26 protein-coding genes are annotated in these 24,930 nt (G+C 41.5%); 6 read left to right on the forward strand and 20 right to left on the reverse strand.

The genetic code is table 11. The features are described 5' to 3' along the window. Window positions 1–58: 58 nt before the first annotated feature. Window positions 59–1,552 (reverse strand): S10 family peptidase, encoded by a 1,494-nt coding sequence (locus tag HC175_RS10285; protein WP_168138593.1) that lies wholly within the window; start codon window positions 1,550–1,552, stop codon window positions 59–61. A 56-nt stretch (window positions 1,553–1,608) separates the two neighbouring features. Next, a complete protein-coding gene (locus HC175_RS10290; protein WP_168138412.1) occupies window positions 1,609–2,451 on the reverse strand; it encodes a phosphatase PAP2 family protein in 843 nt (280 codons plus the stop codon). A 210-nt stretch (window positions 2,452–2,661) separates the two neighbouring features. Here HC175_RS10290 and HC175_RS10295 point away from each other — a divergent pair, with 210 nt between their 5' ends. Further along, on the forward strand, window positions 2,662–3,138 hold the full coding sequence (locus tag HC175_RS10295) for an SRPBCC family protein (RefSeq protein ID WP_168138413.1): 477 nt from the start codon (window positions 2,662–2,664) through the stop codon (window positions 3,136–3,138). Between the two features lie 68 nt (window positions 3,139–3,206). On the opposite strand, the gene HC175_RS10300 is transcribed toward HC175_RS10295, so the two are convergent. Then, complete coding sequence (locus tag HC175_RS10300; RefSeq protein WP_168138414.1) at window positions 3,207–4,661, reverse strand: TonB-dependent receptor; 1,455 nt, start codon at window positions 4,659–4,661, stop codon at window positions 3,207–3,209. Between the two features lie 122 nt (window positions 4,662–4,783). Here HC175_RS10300 and HC175_RS10305 point away from each other — a divergent pair, with 122 nt between their 5' ends. Continuing rightward, a complete protein-coding gene (locus HC175_RS10305; RefSeq protein ID WP_168138415.1) occupies window positions 4,784–5,545 on the forward strand; it encodes an MBL fold metallo-hydrolase in 762 nt (253 codons plus the stop codon). Then, the gene (locus tag HC175_RS10310) at window positions 5,545–6,042 is read left to right on the forward strand and encodes a hypothetical protein (protein WP_168138416.1); all 498 of its coding nucleotides are present in this window, start codon (window positions 5,545–5,547) and stop codon (window positions 6,040–6,042) included. Before HC175_RS10305 ends, HC175_RS10310 begins: the two co-directional genes overlap by 1 nt. Here the strand turns inward: HC175_RS10310 and HC175_RS10315 are convergent. From HC175_RS10315 to HC175_RS10350, 8 genes are all read right to left on the reverse strand, one after another. After that, complete coding sequence (locus tag HC175_RS10315; protein ID WP_168138417.1) at window positions 6,039–6,701, reverse strand: alpha/beta hydrolase; 663 nt, start codon at window positions 6,699–6,701, stop codon at window positions 6,039–6,041. The genes HC175_RS10310 and HC175_RS10315 overlap by 4 nt on opposite strands. Next, window positions 6,701–7,027 carry a magnetosome magnetite crystal formation protein family gene (locus HC175_RS10320; protein WP_168138418.1) on the reverse strand — a complete coding sequence of 109 codons (327 nt, stop codon included), beginning with the start codon at window positions 7,025–7,027 and terminating at the stop codon, window positions 6,701–6,703. Before HC175_RS10320 ends, HC175_RS10315 begins: the two co-directional genes overlap by 1 nt. A gap of 49 nt (window positions 7,028–7,076) precedes the next feature. Next, on the reverse strand, window positions 7,077–8,330 hold the full coding sequence (locus HC175_RS10325; protein ID WP_168138419.1) for a dihydroorotase: 1,254 nt from the start codon (window positions 8,328–8,330) through the stop codon (window positions 7,077–7,079). Beyond that, a complete protein-coding gene (locus HC175_RS10330; protein ID WP_168138420.1) occupies window positions 8,327–10,249 on the reverse strand; it encodes a BatA domain-containing protein in 1,923 nt (640 codons plus the stop codon). The genes HC175_RS10325 and HC175_RS10330 overlap by 4 nt, the downstream gene beginning before the upstream one ends. 35 nt (window positions 10,250–10,284) lie before the next feature. Then, window positions 10,285–11,463, reverse strand: a complete 1,179-nt coding sequence (locus HC175_RS10335; protein WP_168138421.1) for a sensor histidine kinase — start codon at window positions 11,461–11,463, stop codon at window positions 10,285–10,287. 95 nt (window positions 11,464–11,558) lie between these two features. Next, the gene (locus HC175_RS10340) at window positions 11,559–12,323 is read right to left on the reverse strand and encodes a TIGR02757 family protein (RefSeq protein WP_168138422.1); all 765 of its coding nucleotides are present in this window, start codon (window positions 12,321–12,323) and stop codon (window positions 11,559–11,561) included. Window positions 12,324–12,388: 65 nt separating this feature from the next. Beyond that, window positions 12,389–13,048 (reverse strand): ABC transporter ATP-binding protein, encoded by a 660-nt coding sequence (locus tag HC175_RS10345; protein WP_168138423.1) that lies wholly within the window; start codon window positions 13,046–13,048, stop codon window positions 12,389–12,391. Window positions 13,049–13,080: 32 nt separating this feature from the next. Beyond that, window positions 13,081–15,492, reverse strand: coding sequence for a DUF5916 domain-containing protein (locus tag HC175_RS10350; RefSeq protein ID WP_168138424.1), 2,412 nt, complete (start codon window positions 15,490–15,492; stop codon window positions 13,081–13,083). A gap of 107 nt (window positions 15,493–15,599) precedes the next feature. Between HC175_RS10350 and msrA the strand changes: the two genes are divergently transcribed. Together msrA and HC175_RS10360 are read left to right on the forward strand one after the other, a co-directional pair. Further along, window positions 15,600–16,151 carry a peptide-methionine (S)-S-oxide reductase MsrA gene (msrA, locus tag HC175_RS10355; RefSeq protein ID WP_168138425.1) on the forward strand — a complete coding sequence of 184 codons (552 nt, stop codon included), beginning with the start codon at window positions 15,600–15,602 and terminating at the stop codon, window positions 16,149–16,151. Between the two features lie 41 nt (window positions 16,152–16,192). Continuing rightward, the gene (locus tag HC175_RS10360) at window positions 16,193–16,498 is read left to right on the forward strand and encodes a hypothetical protein (RefSeq protein WP_168138426.1); all 306 of its coding nucleotides are present in this window, start codon (window positions 16,193–16,195) and stop codon (window positions 16,496–16,498) included. Between the two features lie 69 nt (window positions 16,499–16,567). On the opposite strand, the gene HC175_RS10365 is transcribed toward HC175_RS10360, so the two are convergent. The 8 genes from HC175_RS10365 to HC175_RS10400 form a co-directional block, all read right to left on the reverse strand. Then, the gene (locus HC175_RS10365) at window positions 16,568–18,859 is read right to left on the reverse strand and encodes a TonB-dependent receptor (protein ID WP_168138427.1); all 2,292 of its coding nucleotides are present in this window, start codon (window positions 18,857–18,859) and stop codon (window positions 16,568–16,570) included. A gap of 60 nt (window positions 18,860–18,919) precedes the next feature. After that, a complete protein-coding gene (locus tag HC175_RS10370) occupies window positions 18,920–19,234 on the reverse strand; it encodes a hypothetical protein (RefSeq protein ID WP_168138428.1) in 315 nt (104 codons plus the stop codon). Then, window positions 19,235–19,555 (reverse strand): DUF6787 family protein, encoded by a 321-nt coding sequence (locus HC175_RS10375; protein ID WP_168138429.1) that lies wholly within the window; start codon window positions 19,553–19,555, stop codon window positions 19,235–19,237. A 62-nt stretch (window positions 19,556–19,617) separates the two neighbouring features. Beyond that, a complete protein-coding gene (locus tag HC175_RS10380) occupies window positions 19,618–20,037 on the reverse strand; it encodes a DUF6146 family protein (RefSeq protein ID WP_168138430.1) in 420 nt (139 codons plus the stop codon). Window position 20,038: 1 nt separating this feature from the next. Next, window positions 20,039–20,650, reverse strand: a complete 612-nt coding sequence (locus tag HC175_RS10385) for a DUF937 domain-containing protein (RefSeq protein ID WP_168138431.1) — start codon at window positions 20,648–20,650, stop codon at window positions 20,039–20,041. A gap of 116 nt (window positions 20,651–20,766) precedes the next feature. Further along, the gene (locus tag HC175_RS10390) at window positions 20,767–21,717 is read right to left on the reverse strand and encodes a D-2-hydroxyacid dehydrogenase (RefSeq protein WP_168138432.1); all 951 of its coding nucleotides are present in this window, start codon (window positions 21,715–21,717) and stop codon (window positions 20,767–20,769) included. 27 nt (window positions 21,718–21,744) lie between these two features. Then, window positions 21,745–22,809: a 3-phosphoserine/phosphohydroxythreonine transaminase gene (gene serC, locus HC175_RS10395; protein ID WP_168138433.1), complete on the reverse strand. Its 1,065-nt coding sequence runs from the start codon at window positions 22,807–22,809 to the stop codon at window positions 21,745–21,747. A 98-nt stretch (window positions 22,810–22,907) separates the two neighbouring features. Next, on the reverse strand, window positions 22,908–23,981 hold the full coding sequence (locus HC175_RS10400) for an acyl-CoA reductase (RefSeq protein ID WP_168138434.1): 1,074 nt from the start codon (window positions 23,979–23,981) through the stop codon (window positions 22,908–22,910). Window positions 23,982–24,045: 64 nt separating this feature from the next. On the opposite strand from HC175_RS10400, the gene HC175_RS10405 reads away from it, so the two are divergent. Continuing rightward, a complete protein-coding gene (locus HC175_RS10405; protein WP_168138435.1) occupies window positions 24,046–24,399 on the forward strand; it encodes a 4Fe-4S dicluster domain-containing protein in 354 nt (117 codons plus the stop codon). Window positions 24,400–24,467: 68 nt separating this feature from the next. Here the strand turns inward: HC175_RS10405 and HC175_RS10410 are convergent, their stop codons facing one another. Then, window positions 24,468–24,896 (reverse strand): FKBP-type peptidyl-prolyl cis-trans isomerase, encoded by a 429-nt coding sequence (locus HC175_RS10410; protein ID WP_168138594.1) that lies wholly within the window; start codon window positions 24,894–24,896, stop codon window positions 24,468–24,470. Between the last annotated feature and the right edge of the window lie 34 nt (window positions 24,897–24,930).

Here is a 24,930-nt window from a genome sequence, read left to right on the forward strand (position 1 = left end):
AAGGGTTCCAAAAATGACATTTTTGGAACCCTTTAATTTTTCCGTATTTAATCGGAAATTAATAAGTGGCTGGTGCACCGGCCTTCGGCATTGAATTGAGAATAAATTCCCTAACATCGTCATTAGCTTTCTTGAGATCTTCATTTCGAAGATACATCATATGGCCGCTTCGATAGCCTTTAAAACTCAACCTGTCTTGCATCTTTCCGCTGGGATCAAGCTGCCACATGGTATATTTGGCATTGAAGTAGGTTGTAGCTCCGTCGAAATATCCACTCTGAATGAGAACGTCCAGGTTCGGATTCTGTGCCATAGCCTGCCTTAAGTTCTCGCCCGTATTATCACGGCTGCGATCCCATGGATGCACGGGACCGAACATGTAGTAAGTAAGATCTGTCTTAAACTTCAGGTCGTTGCTTAGATAATGGTTTATTGCGGGCGTGAAGGAATGTAACCAGGAAGTCAGTTCTGAATTATAATCGGGAGAATCACCGGCAGTTTTTCTGTCAAGTCCAAGGTACCGGGAATCAAGTCTTCCCACGCTAAGACCTTTTTGATCCCTTAAAAGATCCTTCCAGAAATACCTGAAAGGCACTTCCAGGTTGTGCTGCAGAATTTCATCTTTAGAAATACCCGAATATCGAGCCATTTCAGCAGCAATGTCTTCCTTTCTTTCCTGCTCTAGGAAACCTCCTTTAACAAGTGCAGGCAGCACTTCATTGATGGCATATTGTTCTACTTCAGGCAGTAATTCTTCAAGATCTCTTTTTTGAAGATCTTCAGGAAGAATATTATGGTACCACGCAGCGGCAGTAAAGTAGGGGAGACGGTTGGCTATTTCTACAGGGCCGTCTCTTTCAATACCAATTTCTGTTGGGGAAACAAGGATCACACCATTTAAGTACATCCACTGTGAATTCTGAAGCTCTAAAGCCAATCCTGAAACTCTTGTTGTGCCATAGCTCTCTCCAATGAGATATTTTGGTGAAAGCCAGCGGTTGTTCCTGGTAACAAATGTGTTGATCCATTTTGCCAGGTAGCTTACATCTGCGTTGACTCCAAAGAACTGATCTCTTTCCCTTTTCTTTTCTCCTTTTGGCTCTATAATTCTGGAATAGCCCGTATTGACAGGGTTTACATAGACGATATCGGCTATGTCCAGAATGGAATGTGGGTTTTCTTTTGTACCATATGGCTGGATAGGGAAACCTTCGGGATCAATTTCTAAAACTCTGGGTCCGGTATAAGCGATATGCATCCACACCGAAGCAGAACCCGGGCCACCGTTAAAGGAAATTACAAGGGGACGGTTCTTAACATCGGCAATACCTTCCCGTTTGTAATAGGTATAAAAGAGGCTGGCAATAGCTTCCCCGTCATCATTCCAAACCGGCTGCATTCCGGTAGTGGCAGTATAATCTATACGCTTACCGTTAATGTTAACACGGTGAGAAGTGACCACGGTAGTGTCTACAGGAATTTCGACGTTCTGAGCTTCGACTTCAGCACTTAGCAGCGCCAGAAAGATCATTAAAACTGATATTTTTTTCATCATAGGATTTGGTTAAAGCCCTAAAAATAGAAAAATTCAGCCGATAATCAGATGGATCAGAAAGAGTACTGGACAGAAAGCCCCTGATATTCTTCACCTCCCGGAGTAAGACCCATTGTTGGGGCAACCTGAAAATCAGTGTCTTTTTTGTGAAATTCCGGAACCAGAATACCACTGGCAGCACCTATGGCATATCCCAGCAGGTTATCTGTCAAAAAGTGCTTTCCGGCTTCGGCTCTAAGGTAGGCAACCCAGGCCGGTACAAGAGCCGCAGCAGTCCACACATATGGACGGGCAGCAGAATCTGGATAGAAATCATGATAGATTTTAGCAGCAAAGAAAGTTGCCGAAGCAGTTGCCGCTGTATGACCTGCAAAAAAGGCCCTTTGTGCACCTCCTTCACGACGTTCCTCTTCGGGTACAGCAGTGTTATAGACCAAAGGTCTTGGTCTGTCTACAAGACCAGCAGTTATTGTAAAAAGAGCGCCTGTTGTAGCCATGCTTTCCACGAACATCACAGAAATCTGCCCTGCATTAGAACGCATATTTCCATCTGCAAGCATCATGACAACCGGTACAGCAAATGATCCATAGAAAGGATAATAACTTATTTCATCGGCTCTGGGGCTGTAATTACCAGCAATAAACCTGTCGATTCCCGGTACATCTTTTTTGTCCAGATCATTAAGGTGCGCCAGACTCAGAGATTCTTTATCCTGAATTAATTTTACACCAAGAGCATTTAATCCTAGGCCAACTCCTACCCAGGTGCCATCTACCGCCCAGCTGGTCTTATAAGGCGATTCGAAGGCAGGGTTTGAAGTGTTTGCTGAAAATGTCTGGGAATAAGCCGAAAAAGTAATGCTGAAGATCAAGACAAGGGACAGTATGGATTTCATATTTTATATCAAGTTTTGGCCAAATCTCGTGCATTTGCCAATTAACACCAGAGATATTAACGCAATTATAAGAAGGGAACGAGCAGTTTTCAGAAATTTTAGGGAAAACTGCGGGTATAAAAAGGAAGAAAGGAGGCTTTTCAAACTGAAAATTGTTTAAAAAATATTCATTGTTTTTAAACAATACTTATCTTTGAAAAAACTAATGCTATGAAATTATATCAGCTGCGAAGTGTGCAGAAACTTCCCCTTTCTTTGGAACAGGCGTGGGATTTTTTTTCCGACCCTTCGAATTTAAAGACCATTACGCCACCATATATGGGTTTTGACATTCAAAGAGGAGGGGAGAGGACTATGTTTGCAGGGCAGATCATCCAATATACTGTGACACCAGTGGGAAAATTAAAGCTTGCCTGGGTTACCGAAATCACTCATGTAGACGCACCGTTCTATTTTGTTGATGAACAACGGTTTGGACCTTATTCTCTTTGGCATCACAAACACTTTTTCAAAGAGATAGAAGGAGGCGTGGAGATGGAGGATGTAATAGACTACAAACTTCCACTGGGGATTATAGGCCGGGCGGTTCATCCGATGCTGGTAAGGCCAAAACTGGAGGAAATCTTTAACTTCAGGAAAAGGAAGCTAGTAGAACTCTTCGGAAGTTTCCAAAAAGAAACCGTCTGAATTGCCTTTTTTGACACCTCAATTTTAAAGGTTCTTCGGCAACTCAGACGGCTATAATTTACTGGTCTTTATATCTTTTGCGCAGTCTTTTGCTTATAATGACTAAACAGATCGTGCTCTTTGATCATCGCAGTAGTTTTCTCAGGTAGCATTTCTTCCCAGCCGCCTTTACCTTCAGCAATTAATTGTAGGACTTCACGGGAGAAAATGTCGAGAATTGCGGGATCGTAGTTGGTAATGTCCACCACCTTTCCGTTGTACTTAAAGAACTTATAAAGTTCTTTCATTCTTGGATGTACCTTCAGGTTATCACTGGTTGTGACCTCACCTGTTTCACGATCTTTAAATGGATATAAATAAACTTTAAGGTCTTTAAAGAATAATTTTCCAAAAGCTTCAAGAATTCCACCACTCAAGTGCCTGTAATATTTCTCGTCAAAAATATCCACTAGATTATTGACTCCCATTGCGAGCCCCATGCGTTCTTTGGTATATCTTGAAAAATATTCCACCACCTTATAATATTCCTGGAAATTGGAGATCATCACGGTTTGACCTAAGGAGCATAAGAGCTCGGCCCTGTCCATGAAATCTCTCTCGTCAATTTCTCCTTCTGCCCGGAGATTAGAGAGGGTGATCTCAAAAATGACCTCAGTATTGTCTTCAGAAACCCTGTTCTCGTTCAGGAAAAGCTCCAGCGAACGCTTGTACATGTCCATGTTTACTTTGGTAACAGGTCTAAAGCTGCCGCGCAGGGCCAAGATGTTCTTTTTGTAAAGTATTTTGGCGGGAAGCACGTTGTTACCATCAGGAGCAAACATTACCGCTTCGGTCATTCCGTTCTTGACTAGCTGTAGGCTCATCAACCTGTTATCTACTCTTTCAAAACGAGGCCCCGAGAAGTTGATGGTGTCGATCTCGATCTGGTCCTTGTCAATATGATCATAGAGGTAACGCAGTAATTTCTTGGGATTATCGTATTTGTAATACGCCCCGTAGATAAGATTTACGCCCAATATACCTAAAGTGTTCTGTTGCAGGCGGGCATCGTTTTCATGAAACCGCACGTGAAGTATGATCTCATTATAATCCTCTTCGGGATGAACCTGGTACTTTATACCTACCCAGCCGTGGCCCTTGTATTTCTTGGCAAAATCAATGGTAGCGACAGTATTGGCGTAGGTGAAGAACAATTTATTGGGGTGCTTATCACGAGAGATCCTTTGCTCAATTAGGTTTGTCTCATGGGTAAGCATCTTTTTCAATCGCTCTTCGGTGACATATCTCCTATCATCTTCGATCCCATAGATGGCATCACTAAAGTCTTTATCATAGGCGCTCATTGCCTTGGCGATAGTTCCTGAAGCTCCTCCGGCTCTGAAGAAATTCCGAACCGTTTCCTGTCCGGCTCCTATTTCAGAAAAGGTACCGTAGATATTTTCATTGAGATTTATACGTAAAGCTTTACTCTTGATAGACGGGACGTTCTCAAACTCCCTGTCACCCATTATGGTTATTGGCATAGCTGTTTTTTTTTGTTCCAAGTAAGCCATGCTTTAAAAGCGGCCTAATTTGTAGTCAAAGGTACTAAAACGGAGGGCTAAACAAAAAAATAATACTTAGTTTTGTGGTAAAATTAGGAGCTTTGAAGGTCACATTTTTAGGTACAGGAACTTCGCAGGGGATACCCGTAATAGGTAGTAATCACCCGGTTTGCCGAAGCCAAAATCCTAAAGATAAAAGATTAAGGGTTTCTGCTCTTGTGGAAGTCGATGACCTTCGAATTCTAATTGACTGTGGCCCCGACTTCAGGCAGCAGATGTTGACCAACAAGGTGGAACGTATTGACGCTATCCTTTATACCCATGAACACAGTGATCATACTGCCGGCCTGGACGATATTCGGCCTTATTTTTTCAGGCAGGGAGATATTCCCATTTATGCACACGCCCGGGTAATGGCTTCTCTGCAAAAGCGCTTTGATTATATCTTTGCTTCCGAAAATAAATATCCGGGAGCTCCAAGTGTTCAGGAAAATTTAATTGAGAACACATCTTTTACAGTCAAAGGTATTCCCGTGATACCTGTAGAAGTGATGCATAATCGAGTGCAGGTCTTTGGATTTAGGATAAGAGATTTTGCATATCTCACAGATGCCAAAACCATAGCCCAGGCCGAAGCTGAAAAACTCAAAGGCGTTGACGTGCTTGTAGTCAATGCACTTCGTACAGAACCACACCATTCCCATTTTAATCTTGACGAAGCTCTGGAGTTCATTGCAAAAATTAATCCCAGGCGCGCGTATCTGACTCACATAAGTCATAATATGGGATTTCACGACGAGGTACAGGCCAACTTGCCAGAAAATGTATTCCTGGCTTATGATAATCTTCAAATCGAAATTTAATGCGAAAAAGTATTTTGTTGTATCTGTTTGTGTTTACAGCCTTATTAGCTGTTTTTTTCTACGTTAACGGTACAAAGCTGGTAGCTTCCAGGGATAAAGAGATCCAGGTTTTACAAAAGGAGCTGGAGGAACAGCAATCTTTGCCTTCTATTTCTTCGGAAGAAGATGCTTCCGAAGATAGTTTTTCCCTGGTAGACAATGAAGAGGCACTTTCATATCTCGAAAATCGAGGTTTCGATCCTGCTGAAATCAATGATAAGGTCGAAGCAGCATTAATAGGTGGAAATTCGGTAGATACAGACAACGAACTCATTCCTTTTGAAGGAATGGCAGGACCTTTCAGGATCAATAAGGTTAAACTGCTCAATCATAAATGGGCGATCGCCAGCTTTACAGATGGAAGCTTTTGGGGTGATCTCCTGGTAAGTTTTGAAATCGATGACGACGGAAAGATCGAGGTATTTTCAGAAAAAGCCTTGCTCTATCCGAAGAATTAGAGATGTTTCTTAAGCCATTCGTTTAGTTCCCTGAAATTTTGTGGGGATACTCCATGACCTATAGGAAATTCGGAGTAGGTATTTTCGATCTTCAGAGAATCCAGAAAAGGCTTTGTCATTCTTGCCCAGGCTACAGGAATAACCTGATCAACGCTGCCGTGAGACGAGTAGACAGAAAGCCCTGAAAAGTCATTTTTCTCATATCCCTTCTTTAAGATCCCTTTGTTGAGATAGCCACTCAAGGCCACCACATTTTTGATCTTCTGAGGATAGGAGAGTGCAACGGCCAGGCTTAATATGCAACCCTGACTAAAACCAACCAGGGTGATGTTATTGCGATCTACAGGATACGCTTCTACAATTTCTTCCAGGAACTGTACTATTTTCTCCCTCGAAATTACCGCCTGATTATCATCGCTGAACTTTCCATTTGCACTGCCATCCCAGTGAATGGCATACCAGGCATTACCGTAAGGTGCCATTGGATATGGAGCCCTTACTGAAACGATGAAAAGTTCATCGGGCAGCTCATCTGCAAAGGAAAAAAGATCTTCTTCATTACTGCCATATCCATGAAGCATTACAAGTAATGGCGCATTATCTACGGCCTTTTTGGGTTTCCTGATAAGATGATATAAAGTGAATTTTTCCGTTTCCATTAATTAATTGTACTAAACCAGTTTTGAAATTGTCTGCCTAAAATAGGAACTTCATTTCTTTCTCCCTGTATTGCTGCGATCAATCCATACCCCCACAGCACAATGATAAACAGGTAGAACGGCGCAGAAATAAACCATGAATCAAACCATGAAACCACAATTCCCAACAGGTAAAAGGTGATGTGGATACCCAAAGCCTGCCTTATATGAAAGGAAGCGAAAGGATCTTTTTCATCATTGTTCATAAAATAAGCAATAATAGTCCCAATAATGGTGAGATAAGCAATGATTGCCGGCGCTTTACCTTGATTTGACGAATATTCCATGATTTCTAAATAGGCTATAAAATTAAAGATAATCCTCTTTTCGGTAAAGCTATGAGGCAAGAAATTCTTCCCCTACAAGAATGCCGTATACCTTACCTTTCAATTCTTTTCCGAGGAAAAGACTATTTTTAGAAGTGCTCAAAATTTGCTCTTTTTGAAAGGTATAGGTGTGATCTGGATCAAAGAAGCTAAGATTAGCAGGATAGCCTTCGTCGATCACTCCATCGCCCAGGTTGAATCTGTATTTTCCGGCGGTAAGTAGCCTCACAGTAGTTTTAACTGAGAACATCTGCAAGAGTGCACCCAAAGCCGATTCCAGGCCAAGGGTTCCAAAAAGGGCATTATCAAACTCTACTTTTTTATGCTCCTGGTCAATTGGGGTATGATCTGAAGTAACCATATCTATGGTTTCGTCTTTTATTCCGGCAATGAGGGCCTTAACATCGCTTTTAGTGCGTAACGGCGGAAGTACCTTAGCGTTTGTGTCGAATTCCTGAAGCTGCTCGTCTGTAAAAAACAGGTTGTGAATGGCAACACTGCAGGTGACATCGAGCCCGCGCTCCTTTGCATCTCGAATAAGTTCGACAGATTTTGCTGTTGAAATAGTGGGAATGTGAAGTTTGCCGCCGGTATACTCCAGTAGATGCAGGTCTCTTACGATATTCAATTCCTCGGCCAAAGCCGGAATACCTTTTAGACCTAAGGAGGTACTATTTTCATGCTCATGTACCTGGCCGTTTCCAGCTATTCGATTTTCCTGCGGAAATGACAAAACGAGTCCGTCGAAATTCTGAGCATACTGCAGTGCTATTTTCAGCATGTTTGGATTCATAACTGCCCTTTTGTAATCGCCGAAGGCAACAGCGCCTGCCTGTTTCATATCGTACAATTCGGCCATGTCTGCACCTTCGCTTTTCCTGGTAAGGGCGCCGATAGGGAGGAGGCTCACTGGCTGTTTTTCTGCCTTGCTTCTAAGAAAACTAACGGCTCCCTTGTTGTCTGTCACAGGATCATTGCCTGGATTAAGAGCTATTGCGGTGAAACCACTGCGTCCTGCTGTCATTAACCCGTTTTCCAGCGTTTCCCTTTCCTCAAAGCCCGGCTCTCCAAAACTTACACTGCTATCAAACCAGCCCTGAGAAACATGGAGATTTTCCCTGCTTATTTCAAGATCTACCTTTTTTAATTTGATGGCTGGAGCAATTTCTTTGATCATGCCATCTTCGATGAGGATATCCATCACTTTATTGTTGAACGGACTTTCGTTATCAATGATCTTGGCAGACTTTACCAGTATTTTCATTTGAGGAATTTTAGGATAAGCATTTCAGTTAATAGGAAGAACAGTGCAAAAATAACAAACCATTTCCAATGCGTATTCACTTCGCGCGCCGATTTAATGTTGGAGAAAACTTCCGGAATCTTTGAAAAAACTTCCAACTCATTTTGATCGTTCACTATAGTTTCCACGATCGCACTTTCTGAACGATCAATATTAAAGCTAAGACTGCGAAGGATCATCGAATCCTGCATTACCTGATAATGTCCCGGTTTTTCAGGTAGATCATTGATGAAGAGGGAAACCTTGTTCTGGAAGCTTTGTTGCTGCGGAATGTAACTCGTTTCGGGAGAGGAAAGCTTGAGGATCTCATCCTTCTGAAGATTTGCCTTTATACTAATCTGCTCTGCTGCCCCCAAAAGGCTGTAAAGCTTTGAGGGGGAAATGGCCAAATTGCCTATATTATAAAAGGTGGGAACTACTAAGGGCGCATTTTTGAAATTAGAGTTTGAACTTTGCAAAGGTGCAGTAAATACGAAAACCTGCTGCTGTTCATAAAGAAACGGCTCCCCGTTTTGGAACTCGAGAATACCGCCAGGTTTTCCCTGAACAGGATATGATATCTTCACTTTTGGATACTCAAAATTATTTACCCTTTCATTAAATACAGATTGGTACAGCGGGTGCTCAAAAATGATATTTGTGATGAGTCTTTCGCTGGTTACTTTTTCTGAGAAAACAGGAAGACCCAAATCTCTTAATAACCTGTTGTGATCCTGTAAGTTTAGGTTGGGGGAAGGAATGATCACCAGGAAAACCTCCTCTTTTTGAAGCTGTTGCAGATTATTAATAAGAGACAGGGGGATTCTCTCTACTTCATTAAGGATCACAAGGTTTGCCTGAGCCAGGATATTAAAATCAACATTGTTCTCGGGGAAGATACTCAGCTCAAATTCCGGAGTTGTGTAAATGCGGGAAAGGAAATCAGCTTCTGTATCTCCAATTACGACGACCTGTACTGGCGGAGTATCATTGATGCTGAAATACATCTGGTTATCGAAAGGCAAGCCATTATCTTCGATCTCAACCCTTCCTTTTGCAATTCCTTGTGCAGGTAAGCTAAAACTAGCAGTGCTGTTATTCTGTTCGTCAAGCTCAATGGTTTTTCGGGAGATCAATTTGGAATCATCGTACAGCCCAATGGCTACCTCACTTTTTATGCTGCCAGAACCGGAGATTTGTACCTCTAGGATAATCTCATCGAGACTACGGGAAGTAACATAGATAGAATCTACTGCAGTATTTTCACTGCTCTCAGGCTGTAATTGTACAAGAAAAGTGGAAATATCACCGGCAACAGGAGTGACTGACTTAGCCCTGTGTTGAAAATCTGAGATCGCAATGAAATTCTTTTCTGCATCAGCTCTCTTTAAGAGGTTGCTTGCCTTGAGCCGGATCTCTTCCCAGGTAAGTTCCTGTGCAGAGAGGTCCAACTTCTGAAGTTCTTTCCGCAGCGCTGTGCCCGAAATATCCAGGAACTCCTCATTATTCGTAAAAAGGCTTACATTTTCATTAGGAGGTAAATTTTCCAAAAGATCCTGTACGCCTCGCCTAAACAGGATCCCTTCCTTTCCTCTTGCCTGCATGCTGTAAGAGTTATCGAGATAGATCACTGTTTCCAAAGCTTTTATTTCGCCCGAGGTGGGCGGGAAATACGGCTGGGCAAAGGCCAGAATAAGGGAAGCCAGCAGCAGGAGACGCGTGCATAAGACCAGAAATTTCTTTAAACGGGAGCTTTTACGAGTTTGAAGGACAGCCTTTTTTAAAAATTTTACGTTCGTGAATCTGGTAGTCCTGAATTTTCTCAACTGGAAAAGGTGAACCACGATTGGAATTACCAGCAGGAGCAGGGCATAGAGAAGCTCGGGATGTTTAAAGTACATGCAAAGGCATTATTTATCAAATATAAAAAAAGGCCTTAGCAAGACCTTTTAATTTGAAAGATAAAATTACTGCCAATTTCAGGCTCCGATTCTATCTGTATATCACCTCCCATATGATTTAAAAGTTTTTTTACCGTTGCCAGCCCAATTCCACTTCCGGGATTACCTTCCCGGTCATTAAGATCGAGTGTAGTAAAGAGATCAAAGATCTTCTCAAAATTTTCTTCTGAAATTCCATTTCCGTTGTCCTGCACCTCAAATTCATAAAAATCTTCAGAGGCCCGAAAGGAAATATTGACCCTGCGTTGATCCTTGTGATTATATTTAAGGGCATTACTAATTAGGTTCATAAAGATCTGGGTAAGGGCAGCTTTATTTACCTTTTTTAAGATCCCGTGTTGAGGATAAGTGATCTCTACTTCAGGATCAACACTAAACAGTTTGGTAAGGTTATCGAAGAACGGCTTGAGCTCTACATCTTCCTCTTCCTTTTCAAGAATCCTTTCACTGCGGTAAAATACCAGCAGGCCGTCTACATAACTGCGCAGGCTGTGAGAAGCCTGGGATAGAAATTCTATGTATTGTTTTGTGTCCTCATTAAATATATCCTGATTTTCCTCTTTTAGAAGGTCTATAAGGGAAATTATATTTGCGAGAGGGGATTTAATATCATGTGAGACCACACTTGCAAACCTTTCCAGCTCACGATAGCGCTGCTCAAGATCCTGTTGCATACGCTTGTAGAGATTGTTCTGTTTCCTGAAGCCTACCACGTTTAGGATCTGTTTGACCAAAACCTGAAGTGCGTGCTCTTGATTTGGAGAAAGAGGCATTTCCTGAGGCTCAAAAATGGCAATTATTCCCAGCTTTTCTCCCGATACAGTTTTTAAGGGAACAGCTGCCAAACCGTTAAAGTCGATACTTTTCTTTGATAACTCTTCGGGTGTAAAAACGATGATCTCTTCTTGATCGAGGATCTCTTGCCACAGGTCCTCAACTTCAGGAATTTCTTTATGTGAAGCGCCGTAAGAGGATTTTATCCAGGTATTTCCATTTTCCAGAATAACCAGCGCAGCGCCTTGTGCCTTTAAGGTTTCTGCACAAAGAAAAAGCAGGTCAGAGAAATCTTTGTTAGAGGAGGTTTTGAGAATATGAAATTCCTCAGGAGCAGGATGCCTGCGGTTTTCATTACTCTGAATCTGCGAGTGAGGCATAATTATTTCAACCTTTGAGGAAGTTAAAGATATTAATTGTACCTAATTAAAGCTGAATTTTTAAGAATTTTTTTCAGAATCCTCCTACAAGAGCTCTAATAACTCTCAAAAACTCCCAGCCCAAACAGAGCGAAATCATATTTTACCGGATCTTCCGGATCAATTTTTCGTAAATTATTGTCCAGCTCTTTTAGTGCCTTTGCGTCGTTCTGTTTCCTTTTAAGCAGCCCCAGTTTCCTGGCCACGTTGCCCGAATGTACATCCAAAGGACAACTCAGTTGGGCAGGCGATAAGCTCTTCCAAATTCCAAAGTCGACCTCATTATTGTCATTTCTCACCATCCATCGCAAGAACATGTTGATCCTTTTTGCTGCGGAATTCTTAAGTGGATCACTCACATGTTTTTCGGTTCTGGTCTCATGCGGCAGCGAAAAGAATAATTCTTTAAACTTGTGGATAGCAGGCTGTAAGCTGGTCTTATCTGAATAATTACTGAAGATGGCCTCAGGGCCCTGGTAAGTGGTGTAGATGTGCCTGAAGGCCTTGATGAAATAAATGAGATCCCGGCCATTAAAGGTGCGGTGAACAAAATTCTGAAGCCTTTCCAGGTCTGCATCTGTATGCTGCATCACAAATTCGTATGGAGCACGATCTAACAGGTCCATCATGGAATGTGCACTTTTGAGAATGCTCTTTCTGTTTCCCCATGAAATGGTAGCCGTTAAAAATCCTGATATTTCAATATCCTCCTTTCGGGAAAACAAATGGGGGATCTGAACCGGGTCTGTCTCTATGAATTTGGGGGTATTATATTGCTCAACTTTGAAATCCAGAAATTCCTTGAGTTCTTTTTGAGTCATGTCCTAATAATATATTTTTAGTCTGTTGCCAGCTTCAGAAGAAAAAGTGATCTAAGCATTAACTTCTAAATGATCTTTCCATCGACCATAGTGAGCTTTTTATCGGCCATGTTTGCGAGTTCCTCGTTATGGGTAACAATGACAAAGGTTTGTCCAAATTCCTCTCGCAGGTCGAAAAAAAGCTTATGAAGATTTTCGGCCGACTCGCTATCTAAATTTCCTGAAGGTTCATCGGCAAAGATCACTCCGGGATTATTGATAAGAGATCTTGCCACTGCGACCCGTTGCTGCTCGCCACCACTCATTTCAGAAGGCTTGTGGTCTCCTCTTTTTGACAGCCCTAAAAAGCCGAGGAGCTCTTTAGCTCTTTTTTCGGTTTCAGCTTTTGGCCTGTTTCCAATAAAGGCCGGGATGCAAACATTTTCCATTGCAGTAAATTCCGGGAGCAGCTGGTGGAATTGAAAAATGAATCCAATATTATCATTTCGGAATTTTGCAAGATCCCGGGAATTGAGTGAATAAACATCAATATCATTGACCCTTAATTCACTATCTATCATTTGATCGGGTTTTTCGAGGGTTCCCAGAATTTGAAGCAGCGTAGTTTTTCCTGCACCTGAAGCTCCAACAATTGATACGATCTCACTCTTGGGAATATATAGATCCACACCTTTTAAAACATGAAGATCATTATAGGATTTATGAATATTACGGGCTGCTATCATCTAATTATTTCTAGTTGCAATTTAACTTTTAATCAATCTAAATAGTATACTATTCTCAGCGAAAGTTGCTGCCTCACCGGCTGCTGGAAAAGCTGGTCGACACTTTCAAGATAAACCAGGTCACTTTGGTTATCAAGTTTAAAAATAGAATTTCTGTAAAGTAAGATCATTTCGCTACCTGGGGCAAACCGCCACTGGTAGCTCAGGTCAAGGTTCCAGATGTTGAAATTTGCATTGGGATCATTGGCTTCTGAAGTTTCGTAAGGAAAGGCGCTGAGATTTCCATTTTGGCCGAGACGTGAGAACTTATTTTTCAAAAAGGATGCAGAAGACCAGAAATTCCTGAAGCTCAAACTTACCGCTTCCCGCGTATTAAAGTTGTAATTTCCCTGTAAAGAATTTTCAATACTTTGCATATCCCGGGTTCCAAAAATGACATTTTTGGAAAGTATTTCTACAAAGCTCTGGCGCTTGTTCTCCTGCTCAAATTCAAATGAATAGACCAGAGTAAACCTGTTGCTGAAACGAAATCGCGGACTAAAATTAAAGTTCAACGCTGTACGATCTGAATCTATAAATTCGCTGTATCCAAGCCTTGAATCTACAGCGAACCTCTTGCGATAGTCAGAAGAGATCCAGGCTTCAGCGGTACCAAATGCGGGATAGGTAATAAAAGAATTCTGCTGCCGGGGCTCAAAATAATCCTTAAACTTAGTATTGGCTTCTATAAAACCACCAAATGCAAATCTCTCGCGGGTCATTCCGAAGAAACTGCTGCCAATTCCTGAGCCCAAAGCAAGGTTTGGTCGATATCGGCGCTGGTGATTTCCGTAAAATCTTAGGTTATATTGATTAAAAATGCCCTGAGGCTCGAAGATCCTGTAGGAAGTATTTAGGTAGAAATTATTGTAGTTGTTCACAAAATTGACTCCCAGGTCATTAATGTCGTAAGTCTCGTTCGCAAATTCGTGGGAGATACCATATCGAAAGTTGCCTTTGGTACGCTCCAGAGACAGGGCAGAGGCAAAACCCATTTTATTTCGGGTTGCAGTATTCACCCGGCTCATTTTGGCCTCACCCGAAAGATTAAAAGAACTCTCCCTGTTAAAAACATCAAAGAGAAAACCGGTAACATTTCCATCTCTAAAATGACCTTCTCTGGTAACATTAGTATTAATTAAAGAAATAGAGGATTTTTGGTTGAACTGCTGGTCAAGAACAAAAATATTGTAATTGGAAAAGGGTGAAGTGACCATCTCTCTTACTTCCCGGGTAACTGTGTTATAATACCTTGCCTTCTCAGTCTCTGTAATAGCATTGAAAAAGCCAATTCCTAGTCCACTCTCTGTCCTTCCCGAAATTTTCAGCGCGTTGAGCAAATTCGTTTTTTCGGGATTTTCAAGTATTTTCTCATTTTCCAGCCTTGCATCCTGGGCCTCATTAAAACCTAAGGGTGTGTCTCCAATTCTTCTGGAATAAAAAAGATTGCCTTTGGTGAAGAGTTCGGTTCCTTCGGTAAAGAAGGCCCTGTTTTCACCAAAAGTCTGTTCGAATGGTCCAAGGTTAAGCTCCACCTCATCATAAGCCGTCTGTCCAAAATCGGGGATAAGTGTGGCATCAAGAGTAAAGGCATCGTTTATTCCATACTTAAAATCCATTCCCGCATTAAAGGAGGTACCCGTCTTTCCCTCAAACCTTTCCACTTCTCCCGAGATATACGGATAGAAACTTAGCCTTACCGGGGCATCAATGTTAGAAATACCTTTCAAAAGGCCATTATAGTGGGTGCTTTTTCCAATTGATTTATTGATGTAGTTCCACACATAAGTTTCATTGAGGTGATTGATATGTCGACCCAGCTGCAGGCTCCAAAGTTGTTCCTCCTTTTCAGGAAATCTTAAGGCAGCATAGGGAATTTTGATCTCTGCGTACCAGCCTTTATCATCTAGTGAAACCTGGGCGTCCCAAACTACGTTATAGGCATAATCTTCATTTTCCCCTTTCATTTTTGCATCTGCAATAGTTCCTGCTGCAGTAACGATGAACCTTGTTTGATTCTCCCCGTCATTATAGGTGTTGATATCCAGCACAAAATAATCTGACACAGGAATATTATCGCGTTGGGCAAATTCTCTTCTAATTTCCTCAGGATTGTTATCAAACATATATGCCGCCACATAGATGGCATCGTCTGTATAGGCAATTTTGACTTCAGTAGGATGTGTGGTACGCGAAGGAGTGCCATCGCCAGGCTCTATCATGACAAATTCTGAAGCTACAGGTATTTTTTCCCAGACGTTATCCGTAGGGACGCCATCAATCATCGGTGCAGACGTCAATTTTGTTGCTGAATATTCTTTTTTCTGAAGTAAAGCTGAATTCTGGGAAATTGCCAAGTGCGTGGTAAGGAAAAGACTAAATAACACCTGAAGTTTAAAAGGCATGAGCAGATTTTTGTACAGAGGAATAATTTGCATTGCAATGTTACAAAATCTGAAAATTTATAATTGGCAGGTTTCAATGTTTTTCTTACTTTTTAAAAAAAGAAAATATGGAAGAACGACGATTAGAAACGGCAACTTTTGCTGGCGGTTGCTTTTGGTGTACCGAAGCTGTTTTTCAAAGAGTGGAGGGAGTAGAGGAGGTAACTTCTGGATTTACCGGTGGTAATATTAAGAATCCGCCATACCGGGAGGTAGTTACTGGAAGAACGGGCCATGCGGAATCTGTCAATATAAAATTTGATCCTGAAAAGGTCACTTTTGAGGACCTGGTAAACATATTCTTTGCTACTCACGATCCAACGACTTTGAACAGGCAGCAAAATGATGTAGGCACTCATTATCGCAGTGCAATTTTCTATCATTCTGAAGAACAAAAGAAAACTGCTCAGAAAGTGGTGAAAAGACTGGAAGAGGAGAAAACTTTTTCTGATCCCATAGTTACTGAGATCACTGAGGCTGGAACTTTTTACGAAGCCGAACAGGAACATCACGACTACTATAACCAAAACAGGAATCAACCTTATTGCAGGGTCATCATAGATCCTAAAGTGCAGAAGCTCATGCACAAGTTTTCAGCAAAGGTGAAACCAGCAACTTAAAACTGGCACTTTTCTTGTATGAGACTAAGAAAATGAAACAAATGAAAGCTGAAAAGAAAACATTACTAATAAAGGGTTTAATATATGACGCTGTTGGTATGGCGAGTGGAGCTGTTCCCTTAGTTGGAGGATTCCTTGATCTTTTGTGGGCTCCGTATGCCGCCAAAAAAATGTCGGCCATGTATCCCGGCAAAAAGGGGAAATTAGCGTCTGTTCTTGTTTTTATTGAAGAGATCCTTCCGTTCAGTGATATCATTCCGACCTTCACCTTGATGTGGCTCTACACTTTTGTATGGCAGAAGGAAGAAACCGGAAGATTGCAGACTATTCCTGTTAGGACGCGATAAATAAAGAAAATCTCTTAAACATAAATGCCGGTAAAATATTACCGGCATTTCTTTTATATTTTATATGGTTTAGAACTGAAGACCTATACTAAAGATCACGTTGCGTCCCATGTTGGGTATGCCTTCAGGTTTTAACCTGGAGAGATGCGATATATAGGAACGATCTAGAAGATTGGTGCCGGTAATTCTAAAATTCCACATGATTTCGTTTAAGAGTACAGCAGTTCCAAATCCTGCATTGACCAAAGAATAGCCTGCAGTTTCAGTTTCAAACAACCCAATCTTTTCCTGGTCAAATACAGATTTCACACTTAGGCTTGCATATCCATTTTTGAAGGTTGTGCCTTCGGGTAATTCTACCCAGAGTTTATTGAGTATAGATTGAGCAGGTATTAATGGAAGGTAATCCCCGGTGTCCTGTTTCCCTACAACAAGTTCGTAATTGGATTCGAAGTGCAGCCAATCGAGAGGATGAGGATGTATGTGAAGTCCCATTTCTCCTCCGTAAAGCTTTGCATCATTCTGGCGGTATTCGAATACGAAATTATCATCAAGAACTTCTCCGGTTGGGTCAAGGAAAATATAATTGCTTATCCTGTTATAGAAAGCATTGGAATAAACTTCGAAATGATCATTTCTGTATTCCAGGGCCAGGTCAAGCTGGTAATTTTGTTCATTATCAAGATCGCGATTCCCTATTTCAAACCTGTTGGTGCCATGGTGGCTGCCGTATGAGGTAAGCTCGGCAAGGGTAGGCGCCCGGAATCCCGTTGCAAGATTGAGGCGACCGGTAAAGGTGCTGGAAAGGTCTATTTTTACTCCCAAAGCCCCGTTATAACTGTTGAAACTCCTTTCAAGAGGAGCCACTTCAGTTTCAGTTTCAGTTTCGTGTAATTCATAACCTTCAGCTGAAATTCGTCTTAGATCGTAACGTAATCCGGCTTGAAAATCTATGGTCTCCAAATGGTAATGTGTAGTAGCTAGAATTCCAATATCATTGGTGGTGGCATCGGGAATAAGAATTTCTTCAGCGAGATTTTCGTTTGTCTGGAACATTCCCTGAACTCCCACAATGGTCTCAAATTTTCCACGGGCTGGAAAGTGATATTTGGCGTCGTAATTAAAAGTTTTAAGATGCATTTCTAAAGCAGGTTCTTCATCCGCATGTTCCTCTTCGAATTCTTCTTCCTCATGTTCTTCTTCCTCATGTTCTTCTTCCTCATGTTCTTCTTCCTCATGCTCTTCTTCAAATTCCTTTCTGTTATTGAAAATATATCCCAGTTTCAGGTCCAGGCTGGAATCATCAAAATAGAAGGAATTATCAAGACTTAAAATATGGTTGTCCACCTGTTGATATGGAAGCATCTTACTTTTGGAGGTACTTTGAATTCCAATTTCTTCAGGAATACCTGCGAAACTACTATTAAGGTTATATCTCAAATCCCCTTTGTAGGAATCATCGCGAAATCCAATTCCTGCTTTAAGGTCATACTCGGTGAACCTGGTATTGGTCACCCTAAGCTCATCTCCGGTATCATAGTCGCTGTAGGATCCAAAATTTCCTCGAAGGAGATAGCTGAATTTCTCTCCCGAGGTTTTAAATCCGCCATTGAATTCAATTCCTTCGGTATTCGTATAGTAATTGGTTTCAAGATCTGCCTGTGTGGAGTCTGCAGGAGCATAACGTTCCGGATTAATGTACAATACGCCCCCCAAGGCATCGCTTCCATAGAGTAGGGAGGCAGGGCCTTTTATCACCTCCACGCTTTCTACGCCAGAGCTGCTTAAACCAAGCCCGTGTTCTGAACCAAATTGCTGATTCTCCAACCTTACGCCCTGGGTGTAAACAAGTACGCGATTTGAACTAAGGCCTCTAATTACAGGCTTGCCAATCGCCGAGCCAGTAGAAAGCGTTTCTACTCCGGCAATTTGTGAAATTCCATCTGTGATGCTGTTAGCCCCTGTTCTTTCCAGGTTTTCGATGGTTACTCGCTCTACCTTCATCACGTTTTCGCTTTGCAATTGATGAAAAGGGGTTGAAATAATTACTTCTTCAATTTCAATGGCCGAGGGACTGAGTTGTACCAGAAGCTGATCTGTAAGTGGAAGTTCGAGCTTTACTGTTTGGGTGCTGTAACCAAGAGAGGAGATCACCAGATTAAAAGTTCCTTCAGAAAGATTATTTAGGATAAATTCCCCGTCAAGGTTCGTGATTGTGCCTCTTTCAGGTTTTTGCAGAACTATTGCTGCGCCAACTACGGGTTCCCCGGTATTTGAATCGATGACAGTTCCTTGGATTGATTGCTGACTATATAGATTTCCAGCCGCTAAAAAAAGCAGCCCAATAATGATATTTTTCATGGGTAAGTTTTAAGTACTAAAGATTAAAAGCGAAAGCTTTAAAAAAATAAAATCTGAACTTTAAGCTACAGGAGGTGCCCGCAGCGAGAAGTGCAGCTTTTGGAAAGTACTTAAATAGAGATATTCCCGCTTAGGAGGTAGTACAGTCAATTCTGTATTGACTATTTCTCCTGAAGGAAATGGGGGAAAGTAAAACACCTGTTTCTGAAAATCGAACAGGTCACAATCGACGGTTTTTTCATGAAAATGTGATTCGGCGTAATGGTTACAGTAATCGTGTTTATGGCCGGCAAATATGTGAGCAAGGTCCAGAGCTGAAGGGAAAATGATCAATCCCGTACAGCAAACCAGAAAGATTTTTTGCCACAGCTGCATCTACTTCAAAATTTTAGCAAGGCCTATTCGGCTAAGCATATTTTTTTCAAATTGCCAGAAAAACTGAAACTGACCGAAGATCCATCCGTAGGTTACTAACAATACCTGGTAAACAGGAAATACCATGACGATCTTTATGGCGTAATATGAAATGCCTCCCCAAAGAAATTCGGAAGGAAAATTGACCCGGGATAAACCTATGAAATCCAATACTGGCCGTGTCACAAAAAGAGAGGAAGACCCCGTGAGGCTAAAGACCAGAAGGATAATCAAAATTTGCCAGTTCGATGATATGCCCCAGCGTTGTTTCAATTTATTCATGTGGCAAAGATAAAAAAAGATTCCACACCTGTCACGCACATACCTATCAGGAACTTCTTTTCTTAAAGTCGTGTAGGTACAGAAAACCGCTGGTTGTATTTCCTGGACAGGAAGACAAAATAGTTGTATAACTTATAATTCACTTCATAGCCATAATCAATGTTCGGATCGTAATTGATCTCCATCTCATAGATCTGCGGATCATATTGCTGGGGCATTCTTACCCTTTGATTGTAATCATTTACCAAAAAGCGATTCTTGCTTTCTAAATAGGACAGCGAATGATATCCTTCCGGGCGGGCTACAGCGTTTAAAAAATAGGAGAAGCCAGGATCGATAATGAGGATCTCATATTCAAGACTATCATTGGAAATTCGAACCGTATCATTAATAGTATCGTTTGATCCGAGATTCCGGTCTCGGGTGGAAGAGCAGCTGTAAATGAACAGCCCTAAAAAGCAGATGTAGAATAGATATTTCATATTATCCTTTAAAAAAGTCTCCCAGGCCTTTTGATTTTCCTTTACCTCCAAAGATTTTTCCGGCGACATTTCCGGCAATATTTTCACCCTTATCAGAATTCATGAAAGTTTCAAGAAGTGACTGATCATGAGAGGAATTGCTACCTAATACCGATCCTACAAGATCTGAAATTCCTCCTCCACTTTCTACATTATCCTTTCTTTTTTGTTTTCCAAGAATGCCCATGACGACCGGGGCTGCCATTTGAAGCAATTTATTCACTTTTCCAGCATCCATTCCTATAGCAGATCCTACCGCCGTTGCTATTTTCGACTGGCTGCCACCAAGAACATGTCCCAGGATTCCAGAGCCTTCTCCCATTAATCCCGAAAGGCCGCCAATCCCTATTTTGTCGAGGACCGAGCCGTCATGTTTTTCTTTTTCTAGTTCAGCATTAAGTTTTTGTGCCCCATCGGGAGCGTCAGTGTTCTTTTTTATGGCACCCAGGATCATGGGTAAAGCCATACCCAGAGCCGATTTTACTTTTTCGGGAGATTCGTTCACCTCCTTGCTGGAGCTATTAATAAATTCCTTCCCTTTTTCGGTGTCTAAAAAATCTAGAATAGAAGCCATTTTTTTCTTTTTAAATTACAAAAAAATGAAGCTGTACCAATGTCTGTTCGTGTACTTTAACCAAAAAAAATGCTTCCTTTAACAGAAGCATTTAGTTTTTATCGATAGAAAAAATTCTATTGAAAATGTGAAATAAGCTGTTCTGCCAGCTCATATCCAATTCTTTCCTGAGCTTCATTTGTAGCCGCCCCGATGTGCGGACTAAGAGAAATGTTTGGATGCATAAGTATTTTAATGGCGGGAGATGGCTCGTTCTCAAAAGTGTCAAGTCCTGCAAACGCAACTTTCCCATCATCAATGGCTTCAACAAGGGCCACTTCGTCAATCACTCCACCTCGTGCCGCGTTAATGATACCCACCCCTTTTTTCATTTGGCTGAACTCTTCCTTTCCTAAAATAGGTTCTTTTTGGGAAGGTACATGCAACGTGATGAAATCTGCATGTTTGATGAGTTCTTCAACAGGTTCAGTCTTAATAGGAATTTTTATTTCCTGATGGTTGTAAAATTCGAGGGTGATCTCGGCCTCTCCTTTGGTACTGTCACTTGCAATTACCTTCATTCCGATGCCTAAAGCAATTTTAGCTACTTCCCGACCAATACGTCCAAACCCAATAATTCCTAATGTTTTTCCACGTAATTCTGAACCGGCGGCATAGCTTTTCTTGAGATCCTTGAACCTCGAATCTCCCTCAAGAGGCATATTCCGGTTGGCATCATAGAGAAATCTTACTGCTCCAAAGAGATGTGCAAAAACAAGTTCGGCTACAGAAGAGGAGGATGCTGCCGGAGTATTGAAAACATAGAGGCCCTTACTGCGGGCATATTCAACGTCAATATTGTCCATTCCTACTCCCGCCCGACCAATGGCCTTCAAACTTGGACAAGAATCAATTACATCCTTTCGCACCTTGGTAGCACTACGTACTATTAAAGCGCTAATCTCATTTTCTTTGATGTAGTTACTCAATTGTTCCTGAGCAACTTTTGTAGTTATCACTTCAAATCCGGCTTCTTCGAGCTTTTTTTTTCCGCCCGCTGCAATTCCGTCGTTGGCTAAAACTTTCATTCTTTATTCTTTCGTGATTATTTTGGCTTAAGCTTTTCTTTCCAGTTCGCTCATTACATCCACTAAAACCTGTACACTTTCCAAAGACAAAGCATTGTACATAGAGGCGCGATATCCGCCTACACTTCTGTGACCATTAAGACCGTTGACTCCCGCTTCTTTCCACATCGTATCGAAGGTTTCCTTGAGATCATCATTCACGAGGTTAAAAGTAGCGTTCATGTTTGACCTGTCCTCCTTTGCAGCATAACCTTCAAAAAGGGGATTAATGTCAATCTCTGAATAAAGCAGGTTCGCCTTCTTTTCATTTTGTTCTTCGATAGCAGAAATACCTCCATTCTTTTTCAGCCATCTTAGGGTAAGCATGGAGACGTAAACCGCATAAACTGCTGGCGTATTAAACATGCTCGCTTTATTCAGGTGAACCCTGTAATCCATCATCGAAGGAATAGGACGATTCACCTTCCCCAGAATTTCTTCCTTAATAACTACAAGCGTAGTACCTGCTGGCCCCATGTTCTTTTGTGCCCCTGCATAAATGAGGTCGAATTTGGAAAAGTCCAGTTGCCGTGAAAAAATGTCACTGCTCATATCACAAACCACGGGCTTGGGAGTATTTGGGAATTCCTTGATCTGAGTCCCGTAGATCGTATTATTACTCGTACAGTGGAAATAATCCACATCTGAAGGAATAAAAAATCCTTTAGGGATATACCTGAAATCCTTATCTGCAGAAGATGCTACTTCTGTAACTTCTCCAAAGTACTTGGCCTCTTTGATGGCTTTGGTGCTCCAGGTTCCGGTATTCAAATAGGCCGCCTTATTTTGCAGAAGGTTGTAAGGCGTCATCAGGAACTGGAGGCTGGCACCTCCTTGAAGGAACAATGCTTTATAACCTTTTCCTTCGAGCCCCAGAAGTTCGAGAGCCAGACTCCTCGCTTCTTCCATGACATCTACAAAATCCTTGCTGCGATGGGATATTTCTAAAATGGATAAACCTGAATTATTGAAATCTAGTATTGCCTGCGATGCCTCCTGAAAAACTTCCTGCGGAAGTATACAAGGCCCGGCACTATAATTATGTCTTTTCATATTTGAATTTTAACAGTCACAAATATGAGAAAAACAAGAGGGAATTCCTGTTATTGAAATGATAATTTAAGAGGATTTCCCCGCAAAAGTTGAAGTTTTTAGATTTTTTCGGTCAAAAACTGAAGGGTGTCAACATTATCTGCATAATCCCAGAGATTTGGATGCTGCGTTTCCCCAAATTTAATTTCTGAAGCACCATTGCCCACAATACATTGTATCTCCTCTCTGCGCAACTTTAATTCTTCTTCCAGCTTTTCGCGATCCTCATATTTTTCATAGAATAGGGTCGCAATAGGCGAGCTCATGGATTTATCTTCCTTCAAAATGAGGAAACCATTCTCCAGTAATTGATACTGGCTCATAAGATATACCGCTTTGTTGTAATCGTAGTTATTGGCATATTTCGCCTGATTAATAATAGGGTTCCAGGAATAGATAGCTTCAAAAAAAGAGGTGAAATCATAATCTTGAGGCACGTATAGCTTTGATACATTTCGGCATCCCAGTCCGTAATATCTGAATATATCTTCTGCCAGGGCACTGAGCTCTTCCTTTGACTCTTTGCCGGTCAAAATAGCTGCAGAATTCCTGTTCTTCCGAATAACAGAAGGTTTTCCTGAAAAATAATATTCAAAATAACGTGCAGTGTTATTACTCCCGGTAGCAATAACAGCATCAAAATTTGTCATTTTTGAAGGTCCATCTGCAGCATTAGGCAGAATTTCGATCTTATTCTTCAGTTCGGGAGCAATGGCTGTGAGGTAGTCGGCAATTACAGGAAGTAGTAACTGATCATTTGAAGATTGTTTCACCAGCGCTTTATGGCCACTCACCACAACCGAAAGGAAATCGTGGAAACCAACCAGCGGTATATTTCCAGCCATAATGATCCCTACAGTTTTAGGGGTGACATTTTTAAAGTCGTACCTGGAAAGCCATTTCTGAAGTTGTTCACCCGTTAATGCTTTGGCCCATTGTTCTAATGAAAAAAGAACATTTTCCTTAGTGAACCAGCCGTTGTGATGTACGGCAGCTTCGATCTGCGCAAGCATTTCAGAAAAATAAGGTTCATTATGAGAAAGGTCTTCTTCTTTTTGGATTCCGGAGATTTTGAACTGTCCCAGGAATTTTCCCAGTTTCTCCAACTTTTCCATGCGCTGCTCGATTGTCATTACCTTATTTGTTTAAGAACTGATTTGGCTTTAAATTTGTGCAAATTTAGAACAAAAAAAAGCTATGGCAATTATAATAACCGACGAATGCATTAACTGCGGCGCTTGTGAACCCGAATGTCCTAATACGGCCATTTATGAAGGTGCAGATGATTGGCGTTATGCAGACGGTACAGACCTTAGCGGAGACATTGTACTTCCTAATGGAAAAGCTGCAAGTGCCGGTGAAGCCCGCGAACCTTTGAGTGATGAGATCTATTATATAGTTCCAGATAAATGTACCGAATGTGTAGGGTTTCACGATGAACCACAATGTGCGGCAGTTTGTCCCGTAGATTGTTGTGTGCCAGATCCAGCGAATGAGGAATCACAGGAACAATTGATGGCAAAACAAAAATTCATGCACCACGACGAATAAACTGGTGTTATGGCATAAAAAAAGACCTGCAAATTTGCAGGTCTTTTTTTTATTTCTTGAGAGCCTTATTACTTGATCTCAACAACTTCCAGATCAAAAATAAGATCTTTTCCTGCTAACGGGTGATTTCCGTCTACAACAATAGTATCCTCTTTCACTTCTTTCACTACAAGGTTCATTTCACGACCATCGGGACTCTTTGATACTAAGCCCATTCCTGGTTCTGGTTTGATCTCTTCTGGCAGCTGACTTTTCTCTACTTCCTGGATCAATTCCTCTCTTGGTTGCCCATAAGCCTCATCTGCTGGAATTTCAATAGTCTTCTTTTCATTCTCTTTCATATCCAGTAATCCTTTTTCAAACCCGGGGATCAACTGTCCCTGTCCCATTGTAAATTCAATTGGTTCTCTTTCCAGGGAACTATCGAAGATCTGGCCATCGGTAAGTTTTCCGGTGTAATGTACTCTTACTGTGTCATTTTGTTTAATCTGACTCATCATAATGTATTTTTCAATTAAAAAATTTTCGGGA

It is taken from the genome of Salinimicrobium oceani (genome assembly GCF_012037645.1).